Origin of the sequence: Psychromarinibacter sediminicola (assembly GCF_029168335.1) — a bacterium.
Classification (GTDB): domain Bacteria; phylum Pseudomonadota; class Alphaproteobacteria; order Rhodobacterales; family Rhodobacteraceae; genus Psychromarinibacter; species Psychromarinibacter sediminicola.
In genome coordinates this window covers 22,867-34,317 of the sequence record NZ_JARGYC010000002.1, presented here as the reverse complement: position 1 = coordinate 34,317, position 11,451 = coordinate 22,867, and the positions used below count along the sequence as shown (strand labels likewise).

Below are 11,451 nucleotides of genomic sequence, written 5' to 3'. Positions count from 1 at the left end.
TTGCCGCTCCTGTGGATAATTTCCGGGGTGCCGGGACGGGACCGTTGAAAGGCGCCCTCTCGCCCGTAGGCTCCGGGCCATGGTGAGACCGACATAGCTCTCAGACCAGCCCCGGGGGCCGGCAGGGTCCGCCCCGGCCGGCGTTCTGCCCCGCCCTGCTGCGCCCCGTTTGCGGTGAGGGCCGGGTCGCGGGGCCTTGCGTTGACAGACCTTCCCGATCCGCCCGCGCGCCGGCGACCCTGCCGCCCTGCGCGCGGCAATGACAAGGAGCAGACGAGATGACCACCACAGCCCTGAAAGCCGTCGAGAGCCAGACCGCTGGCGAGTTGAACCCGCGCACGGTGCGCGAGGAGGCCGGGCTGTCGCCCGAGGAAATGGCCGACCTGCTGGGCATGGGCCTTTACGGCTATCAGTCGTGGGAGGCCGGGCGGCGCCGGCCGGGCGGGCCGGCGCGGCAGATGCTGAAGCTGATCGACGACGACGTGGCGAAGGTGAAGGCGGTGCTGGCCTAGGCAGCGGCCCCGTCGCGCGCCCGGTCCATCAGGCGGCGCATTTCCGCGATTGCGGGGCCGAGGCCGCGGAAGATGGCCTCGCCCACCAGGAAATGCCCGATATTCAACTCCATGACCTCCGGGAAGGCGGCGACCGGTTCGACCGTGTCGTAGGTCAGCCCGTGCCCGGCATGGACTTCGAGCCCCAGGGAATGGGCGAAGCTGGCCATCTCGCGCAGGCGGTCGAGCTCCGCGTCGCGCTCGTCCAGCCGGCCCTCGGCGTGGAAGTCGCAATAGGCGCCGGTGTGCAGCTCGACCACGGCCGCGCCGATGCGGGCGGCGGCCTCGATCTGCGGGCGGTCGGCGGCGATGAAGATCGACACGCGGCAGCCCGCCTCGGCCAGGGGCGCGATGAAATGCGCGAGCTTGTTCTCTTCTCGCGCGACCTCCAGCCCGCCCTCGGTCGTCCGTTCCTCGCGCTTTTCCGGCACGATGCACACGGCGTGGGGGCGGTGACGCAGGGCGATGGCCTGCATCTCCTCGGTCGCCGCCATCTCGAAGTTCAGGGGCAGGCTCAGCGCCTCGACCAGGCGGGCGATGTCGTCGTCGGAGATATGCCGCCGGTCCTCGCGCAGATGCGCGGTGATGCTGTCGGCGCCGGCCTCCTCGGCCAGTGTCGCGGCGCGCACCGGGTCGGGATAGGCCGAGCCGCGCGCGTTGCGCACCGTGGCCACGTGGTCGATGTTCACACCAAGGCGCAGCTTGCCCAGAGCCTGCATCGTCATGCTCCTGTCCCGTCGCGGTCTATTCCGCGGGCGCCTTGCCCTTGCCCTTGCGCTTGGCCGCCTTGGCCAGCGCGGCGCGGCGCTTCTCGTAGCGTTCCCGCAGTTTCTTGACCCTGCGGTTCTGATAGGCCGTGACGGCCGGAAGCGCCAGCATATAGCCCACGATCGAAGCCGCAAGCCCCGGCAGCAGGCCGCCCACCATGTAGGGCCGGAAGACATCGTGCCAGAACCGCTCCAGCCGGTCCCAATGCGCGACCTCGTCGGTAAAGACGGAGACGGCGTTCAGCCACAGCTCCTGGCTGGCGCGGCTGAAGGCGCCGAAGACGCGCTGGATCGGGATCGAGTCCTGGCCCAGGATGAATTCGCCCAGCTCCAGGCTGATCGCGGCGATGAACGGGAATGTGAGTGGGTTGCCGACGAAGGTGGCCATCAGCGCGGCCACGACATTGCCCTGCATGAGAAAGGCCAGGACGACCGCCAGAAGGAAGTGAAAGCCGAAGAACGGCGTGAAGCACACGAAGATGCCGGCGGCGATTCCCCGTGCGATGCGGTGCGGCGGGTCGGGCAGGCGGCGCAGCCGGTGAACGACGTAGTAGAACGCACGATTCCACCCGCCTTTCGGCCAGAAGCCTTCGGCGATGAACTGCAGCCAGGTGCGTGGCGTTCGCCGCTTAAAGACCACGGTGTTCTGCGCCCCTCCTCAGGGTCTGCGATCCAGGTCGCGGTGGCGGCGCAGCGAGGCCACGTCGCTTTCAGCCTCGACGGCGAGCATCACCGCGTGCAGATGCTCTGCGTCCCTCAGATCTACATCTATAAGGAGGCGATAAAAGTCCGGTTTCCGGTCAACAAATTGCAGGTCCGAGATATTGGCCTTTTGTTCGCCGATCAATGTGCAAATCCGCCCCAGCACGCCGGCATCGTTGCTGATGGTGATCTCCAGCGTCACCGTATGCACCGCCGGGTGGTTGCCGGAATGCCAGTGCAGGTCGACCCAGCGGCCGGGCGCGTCCTGGAACTCTTCCAGCGCCGGGCAGTCGATGGCGTGGACCAGCACGCCCTTGCCACGATAGGAGATGCCAACGATGCGTTCGCCCGGCACCGGCTGGCAGCAGGCCGCGCGCTCGAAGCTCTGGTCGGGGCCGAGGCCGATGACCGCGCGCGACAGGTCGATTTCGTCGTCCTCCTGGTCGCCGAGATCGGGATAGAGCGTCTCGACCACCTCGCGCGCGGCCAACTCGGCCGAGCCGAGGCGGGCCAGAAGCTCTTCGGTGGTGACCAACCCCATCTGCCGCGCGGCGGTGTCGAGCGCCTTGTCGGTGGCGCGCTTGCCGACATGCTCGAAGGCCACGCGGGCCAGCTCGCGGCCCAGCTTGACGTAGCGCTCCTTGTCCTCCTCGCGCAGCGAGCGGCGGATCGCGGCCTTGGCGCGGCCGGTGACGACGATGTCGATCCAGGTCGATTGCGGGCGCTGACCGGCGGCGGTCAGGACCTCGCAGCTTTGCCCGTTCTTCAGCCGGGTCCAGAGCGGAACGCGCATCCCGTCGACCTTGGCGCCGACGCAGCTGTCGCCGATGCGGGTGTGGATCGCATAGGCGAAGTCCAAGGGCGTCGCCCCGCGCGGCAGCTTGATCACGTCGCCCTTGGGCGTGAAGCAGAACACCTGGTCGGCGTACATCTCCAGCTTGACGTGTTCGAGGAACTCGTCGTTGTTCTCGGCGGTCTGGAACTGCTCGGTCAGCCGGGTGATCCAGCGGGTGGGGTCGACGGCAAAGGGGTTCTCGGCCGGCACGCCGTCGCGGTAGGACCAGTGGGCGGCCACGCCCGCCTCGGCCACGTCGTGCATCTGGTAGGTGCGGATCTGGATCTCCACCCGCCGCCCGTCGCGCCCCGACACCGTGGTGTGGATCGAGCGGTAGCCGTTCGATTTCGGCTGGCTGATATAGTCCTTGAACCGCCCCGGCACGGCGCGCCAGCGCTGGTGCATGGCGCCCAGCACGCGGTAGCAGTCGGCCTCGGTCTCGACCAGGATGCGGAAGCCGTAGATGTCGGACAGGCGCGAGAAGGACAGCCCCTTTTCCTGCATCTTGCGCCAGATCGAGTAGGGCTTCTTGGCCCGGCCCTGCACCTCGGCCGTGATCCCGGTCTTCTGAAGCTCCTTGCGGATGTCGGCGGTGATCTTCTTGACGACGTCGCCGGTTTCGCGCTGCAGCCGGATGAAGCGGCGCATGATCGAGTTGCGCCCTTCGGGGTTCAGCACCGCGAAGGACAGGTCCTCCAGCTCGTCGCGCATCCACTGCATGCCCATCCGGCCGGCGAGCGGCGCGAAGATGTCCATCGTCTCGCGCGCCTTCTGCACCTGCTTCTCGGGGCGCATCGACTTGATGGTGCGCATGTTGTGCAGGCGGTCGGCGAGCTTGACCAGGATCACCCGCAGATCCTTGGACATCGCCATCAGAAGCTTGCGGAAGTTCTCCGCCTGCTTCGTTTCCGACGAGGACAGCTGCAGGTTGGTCAGCTTGGTGACGCCGTCCACGAGCTCGGCGATCTCGGGGCCGAAGGTCTGTGCGACCTCCTTGTAGGTGGAGCGCGTGTCCTCGATCGTGTCGTGCAGCAGCGCGGTGATGATCGTCGCGTCGTCCAGCCGCATCTCGGTCAGAATCGACGCCACGGCGACCGGGTGGGTGAAATACGGCTCGCCCGAATGCCGGAACTGGCCGGCATGCATCCGCCCGCCATAGGCATAGGCGGACCGGATCAGGTCTTCGTTGGTGTGGGGGTTATAGGCGCGAACCCGCTCGATCAGGTCCTCGACCTCGATCAGCCGGTCCAGCGCCATCGAGGTATCCTCTTACTTCGGCTCCTGCGCTTCCATCAGCGCGCGCAGCAGCTTTTCTTCGGACATGTCGTCCTCGGCCGGCTTGTCCTGTTCGGCGCCCATGAGCAGGGCCATGGCGTCTTCCTCGGGCTCGTCGACCTCGATCTGGGTCTGGTTCGCCTCGATCATCCGCTCGCGCAGTTCTTCGGCCTGCTGCGTCTCTTCCGCGATCTCGCGCAGGGCGACGACCGGGTTCTTGTCGTTGTCGCGGTCCACCGTGATCGGCGCGCCGGAGGACACCTCCCGCGCACGATGGGCGGCGAGCATCACCAGCTCGAACCGGTTGGGGACCTTGTCAACGCAATCTTCGACCGTAACGCGGGCCATGTCAGCTCCAATCTGGGTCTGGGGACATCGAGCGGCCTGTCTAAGCGCTCTTTTCTATCTTGACAAGGTGATGTGGGGCAAAACCGCGTGATTTAAAGGGGAGTGACCGCCATTCGGTCGGCTTCGGGCAGGTCCGCCGTCATTTCCCGCACCGTGCGCCCGAGGAGCGGGTGGGTCCAGTCCGGCGCGACGTCCATCAGCGGCACCAGCACGAAGGCCCGGTCCTGCAGCCGCGGGTGCGGCAGAATCAGCCGGTCGGGCGTGGCGCGTTGCTGTGCCTCGGGCGTCAGGTGGCGCCAGTGCGCCTGGGTCGTCGGGTCGGGAAGCACGGTGTCGCCGATCGCCAGCAGGTCGATGTCCAGTGTCCGGCTGCCCCAGCGCTGCACCCGGGCGCGGCCGAACTCGTTTTCGATGCGATGCAGCTCCGCCAGCGTCTCCGTCGGGGAAAGATCGCCGGTCAGGGCCGCCGCCGCGTTGACATAGTCGGGTCCGGCCCCGGCGGGCACGCAGGGTGTGAGAAACAGGCGGCTTGCCCGGATAACATGCAGGCGCGAATCATCAAGCCGCCGAAACGCCGCGCGCACCGCGTCGGCGGGCGGCCCCCATGCGCCCGGCAGATTCGCGCCCAGGGCAACAAGCGTTACGCGCGAATACGTTACGGAATTATGACTCATTTCCCGAACGACACGCTTGCGACCCTGGTTTTACAGCCTATCTTAGCCGGAAGTTTCGCCATACCGATTGTTTTCAATCACACTCACGGGACGTCATTGGCGAAACGCATTAATTGAAGGGGCGATATATGTTCTACAGAGACGAACGGCTCGCGCTGTTCATCGACGGGTCGAACCTGTACGCGGCCGCCAAGGCGCTGGGGTTCGACATCGACTACAAGCTGCTCCGGCAGGAGTTCATGCGGCGCGGTAAGCTCCTGCGGGCGTTCTATTATACCGCGCTGCTGGAGAACGACGAGTATTCGCCGATCCGGCCGCTGGTCGACTGGCTGCATTATAACGGCTTCTCGATGGTGACCAAACCGGCGAAGGAATACATCGACAGCCAGGGCCGCCGCAAGGTGAAGGGCAACATGGATATCGAGCTGACGGTCGATGCCATGGAGCTGGCGCAGCATGTGGACCACATCGTGCTGTTCTCGGGCGACGGGGACTTCCGCCCGCTGGTCGACGCGCTGCAGCGCAAGGGCGTTCGCGTGTCGGTTGTGTCCACCATCCGCAGCCAGCCGCCGATGATCGCCGACGAGCTGCGCCGGCAGGCCGACAATTTCATCGAGCTCGACGAGCTGAAGGAAGTCATCGGCCGGCCCCCGCGCGAGCCGAAGCCGGAACCGGAAGAGGCCGTGGCCGAGAACGGGTGAACCTGCGTTCACGAAGGCATGCAAGGCGGGGTGGCCGGTGGGTCGCCCCGCTCTTGTGTTGAGCGGTGGCGGGGCTGTTCACGCTGTTCGTGGCCGCGCTGGGCGCGGCGACGGTGCTGCCGTTCCAGTCCGAGGTGGTCTTTGCCGCGCTGCAGGTGGCGGGAGACTATCCCGCCTGGCTGCTGGTGCTGGTGGCAAGCGTCGGCAACACGCTGGGCTCGGTCGTCACCTACCTGATGGGCGTCTGGTTCGAGCATTTCCGGCACCGGCGCTGGTTCCCCTTCACCGAGGCGCAACTCGACCGGGCGCAGCGCTGGTACAACCGCTGGGGGCTGTGGTCGCTGTTGCTGACCTGGGCGCCGTTCGGCGATGCCATCGCGCTGGCCGCCGGCGTTCTGCGCACGCCCTGGCCGGTCTTCGTCTTGCTGGTGGCGGTGGCCAAGACCGGGCGCTACATTATTCTTGCACTGGCGACGGCGGGCCTGATCGGCTGATTGGGACTCGACGCGCGGCGCCGATTTTCTTAGGTGCTGGGACGAAGGAGAGTGCCATGTCCAAGCCCCCCCTGACCCTCTACCTCGCCGCGCCCCGCGGCTTCTGCGCCGGTGTCGACCGGGCGATCAAGATCGTCGAGATGGCGCTGGAGAAATGGGGGCCGCCGGTCTATGTGCGCCACGAGATCGTGCATAACCGTTTCGTCGTCGACAGCCTGCGCGACAAGGGCGCGGTGTTCGTCGAGGAACTGGACGAATGCCCCGAGGACCGGCCGGTGATCTTTTCCGCTCACGGCGTGCCCAAGGCGGTGCCGGCCGAGGCGGAGCGGCGCAACATGGTCTATGTCGACGCCACCTGCCCGCTGGTCAGCAAGGTGCATATCGAGGCCGAGCGGCACCATGCCAACGGGTTGCAGATGGTGATGATCGGCCATGCAGGCCATCCCGAGACGCTGGGCACGATGGGCCAGCTGCCCGACGGCGAGGTGCTGCTGGTCGAGACCGAGGCGGATGTGGCGGGGCTGGAGCCGCGTGACCCGGAAAAGCTGGCCTTCATCACCCAGACGACGCTGTCGGTGGACGACACGGCCGGCATCGTCGCGGCGCTGAAGGCGCGGTTTCCGAAGATCATCGGCCCGCACAAGGAAGACATCTGCTACGCCACCACCAACCGGCAGGAGTCGGTGAAGGCGATGGCGCCCAAGGTGGACGCGATCCTGGTGATCGGGGCGCCGAATTCGTCCAACTCGCAACGGCTGGTCGAGGTCGGCGCGGCGGCGGGTTGTTCCTATTCGCAGCTGGTGCAGCGGGCGGCCGATATCGACTGGCGCGCGCTGGAGGGCGTGTCGACCGTGGGCATCACCGCCGGGGCCAGCGCGCCGGAGGTGCTGGTGAACGAGGTCATCGACGCCTTCCGCGCCCGGTTCGACGTGACGCTGACGCCGGTGGAAACCGCGCAGGAAAACGTCGAGTTCAAGGTGCCGCGCGTGCTGCGCGAGCCCGCATGACCACCGACGCGACGCTGGCGGCCTACGACCGGCTGGCGGCGGATTATCTGGAGATGGTGAAGGACAGCGCGTCGCCCGGGCTGGGCAGGTTCCTGGCCGCTTTGCCGCCGGGCGCCCGCGTGCTGGACCTGGGCTGCGGCCCCGGCCACGACGCCGAGAGGATCGCAGCCGCCGGGCACGAGGTTCTGGCGGTCGATGCCTCGGCCGAGATGGCGGCGATGGCCGCGCGGCGCGACGGCGTCGCGGCGCGGCAGGCGCGGTTCGACGATATCGCGACGCTCGGGCGGTTCGGCGGGATCTGGGCGAGCTTCTCGCTGCTCCATGCCCCCCGCGCCGACTTCGCGCGCCACCTGCGCGACCTGCACGCCGCCTGCGCCCCCGGCGCGGCTTTCGGGCTGGGCATGAAGCTGGGCGAGGGCGAGGGGACCGACAGCCTCGGCCGCTTCTACACCTATTATTCCGAGGAGGGGCTGCGCGATCTGCTGGCGCTGTCCGGCTTTACCGTGACCGATGCGAAGACCGGCGAGAATGCCGGGCTGGCCGGCATCCCCGAACCTTGGATCGTCCTGCTGTCCCATGCCTGAGACCCGCATTCCCCGCGCCGCGCTTGCCCTGGGCATCGCCGGCCTTCTGCCCTTCGTCTGGGGCGCCCTGACGATGGTGTCGGACCGGCTGTCGGGCCTGACGCTGATCTGGGCCGGCCCGCGTTTCGTCGGGCCCTATGTGCTGCTCTCCTACGGCACGGTGATCCTGTCGTTCATGTCCGGCGTGCTCTGGGGCTTCGCCACGCGGGCGGAGGCACGGGCGGCCGCCACGGGCTACGCGCTGAGCGTCATCCCGGCGCTCTGGGCCTTCGTCTTCGTGGGCGGCGGCGTGCAGAGCGCGGCGATCTACCTGATCACCGGGTTCGTCGGCATCCTCGGGATCGACTGGGTGTTCTGGCGCCACGACCTCGCGCCGCCCTGGTGGATGCGGCTGCGGATCGGTCTGACGGCGGTGGTCGTCGCCTGCCTGACGGTCGTGCTTGTCATCTGACCACGCCCCGGATAAGCGGCGCGGCATGCCCGATCTCTACGCCTATACCGACGGAGCCTGCTCCGGCAATCCCGGCCCCGGCGGCTGGGGCGTGCTGCTGCAGGCCAAGGACGGCGACACCGTCGTGAAGCAGCGCGAGTTGAAGGGCGGCGAGGCCGAGACGACCAACAACCGCATGGAGCTGATGGCCGCGATCAAGGCGCTGGAGACGCTGGGCCGGCCCAGCGACATCACCGTGGTCACCGACAGCGCCTATGTGAAGAACGGCGTCACCGGCTGGATCCACGGCTGGAAGCGCAACGGCTGGAAGACCGCGGCGAAGAAGCCGGTGAAGAACGTCGAGCTGTGGCAGCGGCTCGACGAGGCGCAGGGGCGGCACCGGGTGACGTGGGAGTGGATCAAGGGCCACGCGGGCCACCCCGAGAACGAGAAGGCCGACGCGCTGGCCCGCGCCGGCATGGCGCCGTTCAAGCCGAAGAAGCCGGCGGGCTGAGCACGAAAAAGGGGACCGTGGCGAACCACGGCCCCCAAGTGCACCTTTCACCGAATGTCGGGTCGGTTCACCCGTCGTATTCCGGGCGCTCTTCCAGTTGGTCCTGGCTGGCGCCCACATGGACCTCGACGCTGCCGAAATCCGGATCGCGGATAACCTGCAGCTCTTCGAAGTCAATGGCGATACGATGCTCGCCAATGCCCAGGAAGCCGCCGACATCGACGATCGCCTTGTCGACCGCGCCGTCCTCGGAAAGGACCAGCTCGGCGACTTCGCCGACGCTTTCCTCCTGCGGACCGTAGACGCGCGTGCCGGTCAGCATGTCGGCGGTCAGATCCTCCATCGCGACGGTCTCGTAGCCGTCACGCTGCACTTCCGGCGCGTCCCACATCGAGGGGGACTCGGCCACCTCGGCGGGGGTCATGCTGTCTTCGGCCGTCTCGCCGGACTGCGCCATTTCCACGTTGCCGGCCTCAGCTTCGCCGGTGACCTCGCTTTCGACGGTCAGCTCGCCGGCCTCGGCGCCTTCGGCGGGCGCGTCGGTCTCGACCTCATTGGCCATGTTTTCGGCCGTCTGCTCGACGTCCTCGGCGGTGGTCTCGGCCGCCGTCTCGACGTCTTCGGCGGTGTTTTCGGCCGCGGCCTCGGCGTCGCTGGCCACCTCCTCGGTCGCCTGTTCGACATCTTCGGCGGTGGTCTCGGCGGCGGTTTCGATCTCTTCGGCCGCTTGCTCGGTCTCGCTCGCGACCTCCTCGGCGGCGTTTTCCACCGACTGGCCGGCCTCTTCGGCCGCCATCTCGACGTCATTCGCGGCGTCCTCGGCCATGGTCTCGGCATCGCTCGCCGCCTCGGCGACGGTGGCGCTCATGTCGAATTCCGGGGCGTCCTCGAGCATGCTCTCGCTGCCCTGCACCACGACGAAGTATTCCTCGGCATCGTTGCCCTCGGTCACGAAGTGCAACTGGTCCATGGTCACGGCCACGGTCTTCTCGCCGATGCCCAGGAAGCCGCCGATATCCAGCAGAACCGCCTTCACGTCGCCGTCTTCGCCGATCAGGATGTCGTGGATCTCGCCGACATTGTCCCACTCGCCGCGGGCCTCGGTGTCCCAGTTGGTGCCGTCGTCGATCGCGGCCTCGGACACGTAGAGCCGCTTGCCGATCAGCTCGCTGCCATAGCGGTCGCCGGCGGCGATATCGGTCATGAAGGGCTCGGCATTCTGCGCCATTGCGGGCGTGGTCATCGCCACCGCGACGGCGGTCGTCATCATCAGCTTGCGCATCTCAGTCTCCCAAAGGATTGCTGGCGGGCCGCGTGACCCGCCGTTGCCTTGCCAACGCGCAGTCGGGAGAACTGTTCCGGGCGGGAGCGACCGCCTGCCGCGCCGCGCTACGGCATCGGCGGAGAACCGCACATCGGGTCAGGGGGTCGCGGACAGGACCGCATCCGTGTCCGCGCCCAGCTTCGGTGCGGGGCGGTCGTGGCCGGGACCGGCGGCGTCGAACCGGAAGCCGGCGTTCAGCACCTGCGCCTGGCCCCCGCCGAACGGGATCGACAGGAACAAGTCGCGCTCGTCGACCCATCCGCGGTCGAGCACGTCGCCGAAATACAGAACCTCGCCCGCCGGCACCCCGGCGGCGGCCAGAATCGTCCCCCATTCCGCGGCGGGGCGGGCGGCGAGCGCGTCGCGGATCTCGGCCTGGAGCACCTCGTCATGCGCCATGCGCGAGTCGCGGTCGGCGAAGCGCGGGTCGTCCGACAGATCGGGCCGGCCCAGCGCCTCGAACAGCCGGCGCACCTGGTTGTCCTGCACCGCGCCGATGGTGATCTGCCCCTCGGCGCAGGAAAAGGTGTCGGCGGTCGGGGCGCGGGAAAAGCCGCGATTGCCGCAGCGCTCGTAGGGCGTGCCGTTCAGCAGGAACGGGTTCACCACCGAAAGCATCATCACCATCGTCGCGTCCAGCATCGCCACGTCGATCATCCGGCCCTCGCCGCCGAAGCGGTCGCGCTGGATCACCGCGGCCAGCATCGCCAGCGCGGCCAGTACGCCGCAGAACGTGTCGACGATGGGGATGCCGATGCGGATCGGCCCGTCCTCTTCCAGCCCCGAGACGTTCATCAGCCCCGACATCGACTGCACGATCTGGTCGATGGCCGGGTGATCGCGCAGCGGGCTGACCTGGCCGAAGCCGGAGACCGAGCAATAGAGGATATCGGGCTTCAGCGCCTTCGCCGCCTCGAACCCGAAGCCCAGCCGGTCCATCACGCCGGGGCGGAAGTTCTCGACCACGATGTCGGCCGACCGGATCAGCCGCCGCGCCGCGCGCTGGCCGTCCTCGGATTTCAGGTCCAGCACGACCGATTTCTTCCCGGCGTTGATCCCGACGAAGGCCGGCGCCATGCCGCGCTCCTCCGGCACCAGCGAGTAGTTCCGCAGCGGGTCGCCCTGCGGTGTCTCGACCTTGACGACCTCGGCGCCGAGGAGGCGCAGGAAGTGGGTGGCGAGCGGGCCCGCCACGACATGGGTGAAATCGACGACGCGGATGCCTTCGAGCGGTTGGGGCATGGG

14 protein-coding genes are annotated in these 11,451 nt (G+C 67.9%); 7 read left to right on the top strand and 7 right to left on the bottom strand.

Going from position 1 to position 11,451, the window contains the following annotated elements; genetic code table 11:
• The first annotated feature begins 278 nt into the window (after positions 1–278).
• Positions 279–512 carry a helix-turn-helix domain-containing protein gene (locus P1J78_RS01100; protein ID WP_275565463.1) on the top strand — a complete coding sequence of 78 codons (234 nt, stop codon included), beginning with the start codon at positions 279–281 and terminating at the stop codon, positions 510–512.
• On the opposite strand, the gene P1J78_RS01095 is transcribed toward P1J78_RS01100, so the two are convergent.
• The 5 genes from P1J78_RS01095 to folK form a co-directional block, all read right to left on the bottom strand.
• The gene (locus tag P1J78_RS01095; protein WP_275565564.1) at positions 509–1,270 is read right to left on the bottom strand and encodes a pyridoxine 5'-phosphate synthase; all 762 of its coding nucleotides are present in this window, start codon (positions 1,268–1,270) and stop codon (positions 509–511) included. The genes P1J78_RS01100 and P1J78_RS01095 overlap by 4 nt on opposite strands.
• Before the next feature lie 25 nt (positions 1,271–1,295).
• On the bottom strand, positions 1,296–1,958 hold the full coding sequence (locus P1J78_RS01090) for a DUF2062 domain-containing protein (protein WP_275565462.1): 663 nt from the start codon (positions 1,956–1,958) through the stop codon (positions 1,296–1,298).
• Positions 1,959–1,976: 18 nt separating this feature from the next.
• Positions 1,977–4,097 carry a RelA/SpoT family protein gene (locus tag P1J78_RS01085; RefSeq protein WP_275565563.1) on the bottom strand — a complete coding sequence of 707 codons (2,121 nt, stop codon included), beginning with the start codon at positions 4,095–4,097 and terminating at the stop codon, positions 1,977–1,979.
• A 27-nt stretch (positions 4,098–4,124) separates the two neighbouring features.
• A complete protein-coding gene (gene rpoZ, locus P1J78_RS01080) occupies positions 4,125–4,478 on the bottom strand; it encodes a DNA-directed RNA polymerase subunit omega (protein ID WP_275565461.1) in 354 nt (117 codons plus the stop codon).
• Between the two features lie 92 nt (positions 4,479–4,570).
• Entirely contained in the window at positions 4,571–5,152 is a 582-nt protein-coding gene (gene folK, locus P1J78_RS01075; protein ID WP_275565460.1) for a 2-amino-4-hydroxy-6-hydroxymethyldihydropteridine diphosphokinase, read from the bottom strand.
• Positions 5,153–5,280: 128 nt separating this feature from the next.
• Here folK and P1J78_RS01070 point away from each other — a divergent pair, with 128 nt between their 5' ends.
• The 6 genes from P1J78_RS01070 (at position 5,281) to rnhA (ending at position 8,882) form a co-directional block, all read left to right on the top strand.
• Positions 5,281–5,853 carry a LabA-like NYN domain-containing protein gene (locus tag P1J78_RS01070; RefSeq protein WP_275565459.1) on the top strand — a complete coding sequence of 191 codons (573 nt, stop codon included), beginning with the start codon at positions 5,281–5,283 and terminating at the stop codon, positions 5,851–5,853.
• 65 nt (positions 5,854–5,918) lie between these two features.
• Complete coding sequence (locus P1J78_RS01065) at positions 5,919–6,347, top strand: YqaA family protein (protein WP_309568068.1); 429 nt, start codon at positions 5,919–5,921, stop codon at positions 6,345–6,347.
• 56 nt (positions 6,348–6,403) lie between these two features.
• Positions 6,404–7,354, top strand: a complete 951-nt coding sequence (ispH, locus tag P1J78_RS01060; protein WP_275565458.1) for a 4-hydroxy-3-methylbut-2-enyl diphosphate reductase — start codon at positions 6,404–6,406, stop codon at positions 7,352–7,354.
• A complete protein-coding gene (locus P1J78_RS01055) occupies positions 7,351–7,938 on the top strand; it encodes a class I SAM-dependent methyltransferase (RefSeq protein ID WP_275565457.1) in 588 nt (195 codons plus the stop codon). Before ispH ends, P1J78_RS01055 begins: the two co-directional genes overlap by 4 nt.
• Complete coding sequence (locus P1J78_RS01050; RefSeq protein ID WP_275565456.1) at positions 7,931–8,389, top strand: DUF3429 domain-containing protein; 459 nt, start codon at positions 7,931–7,933, stop codon at positions 8,387–8,389. The genes P1J78_RS01055 and P1J78_RS01050 overlap by 8 nt, the downstream gene beginning before the upstream one ends.
• A gap of 25 nt (positions 8,390–8,414) precedes the next feature.
• Complete coding sequence (rnhA, locus tag P1J78_RS01045; protein WP_275565455.1) at positions 8,415–8,882, top strand: ribonuclease HI; 468 nt, start codon at positions 8,415–8,417, stop codon at positions 8,880–8,882.
• A 67-nt stretch (positions 8,883–8,949) separates the two neighbouring features.
• Here the strand turns inward: rnhA and P1J78_RS01040 are convergent, their stop codons facing one another.
• Together P1J78_RS01040 and P1J78_RS01035 are read right to left on the bottom strand one after the other, a co-directional pair.
• On the bottom strand, positions 8,950–10,164 hold the full coding sequence (locus P1J78_RS01040; RefSeq protein WP_275565454.1) for a PRC-barrel domain-containing protein: 1,215 nt from the start codon (positions 10,162–10,164) through the stop codon (positions 8,950–8,952).
• Positions 10,165–10,302: 138 nt separating this feature from the next.
• Positions 10,303–11,448 carry a CaiB/BaiF CoA transferase family protein gene (locus tag P1J78_RS01035; protein WP_275565453.1) on the bottom strand — a complete coding sequence of 382 codons (1,146 nt, stop codon included), beginning with the start codon at positions 11,446–11,448 and terminating at the stop codon, positions 10,303–10,305.
• Positions 11,449–11,451 lie beyond the last annotated feature (3 nt).

Bases quoted from the DNA above. Each gene is read 5' to 3' on its own strand.
- rpoZ (WP_275565461.1), bottom strand. From the start codon at position 4,478: ATGGCCCGCGTTACGGTCGAAGATTGCGTTGACAAGGTCCCCAACCGG.
- P1J78_RS01040 (WP_275565454.1), bottom strand. From the start codon at position 10,164: ATGCGCAAGCTGATGATGACGACCGCCGTCGCGGTGGCGATGACCACG.
- P1J78_RS01055 (WP_275565457.1), top strand. From the start codon at position 7,351: ATGACCACCGACGCGACGCTGGCGGCCTACGACCGGCTGGCGGCGGAT.
- P1J78_RS01050 (WP_275565456.1), top strand. From the start codon at position 7,931: ATGCCTGAGACCCGCATTCCCCGCGCCGCGCTTGCCCTGGGCATCGCC.
- P1J78_RS01100 (WP_275565463.1), top strand. From the start codon at position 279: ATGACCACCACAGCCCTGAAAGCCGTCGAGAGCCAGACCGCTGGCGAG.
- folK (WP_275565460.1), bottom strand. From the start codon at position 5,152: ATGAGTCATAATTCCGTAACGTATTCGCGCGTAACGCTTGTTGCCCTG.
- P1J78_RS01070 (WP_275565459.1), top strand. From the start codon at position 5,281: ATGTTCTACAGAGACGAACGGCTCGCGCTGTTCATCGACGGGTCGAAC.
- P1J78_RS01035 (WP_275565453.1), bottom strand. From the start codon at position 11,448: ATGCCCCAACCGCTCGAAGGCATCCGCGTCGTCGATTTCACCCATGTC.
- ispH (WP_275565458.1), top strand. From the start codon at position 6,404: ATGTCCAAGCCCCCCCTGACCCTCTACCTCGCCGCGCCCCGCGGCTTC.
- P1J78_RS01095 (WP_275565564.1), bottom strand. From the start codon at position 1,270: ATGCAGGCTCTGGGCAAGCTGCGCCTTGGTGTGAACATCGACCACGTG.
- rnhA (WP_275565455.1), top strand. From the start codon at position 8,415: ATGCCCGATCTCTACGCCTATACCGACGGAGCCTGCTCCGGCAATCCC.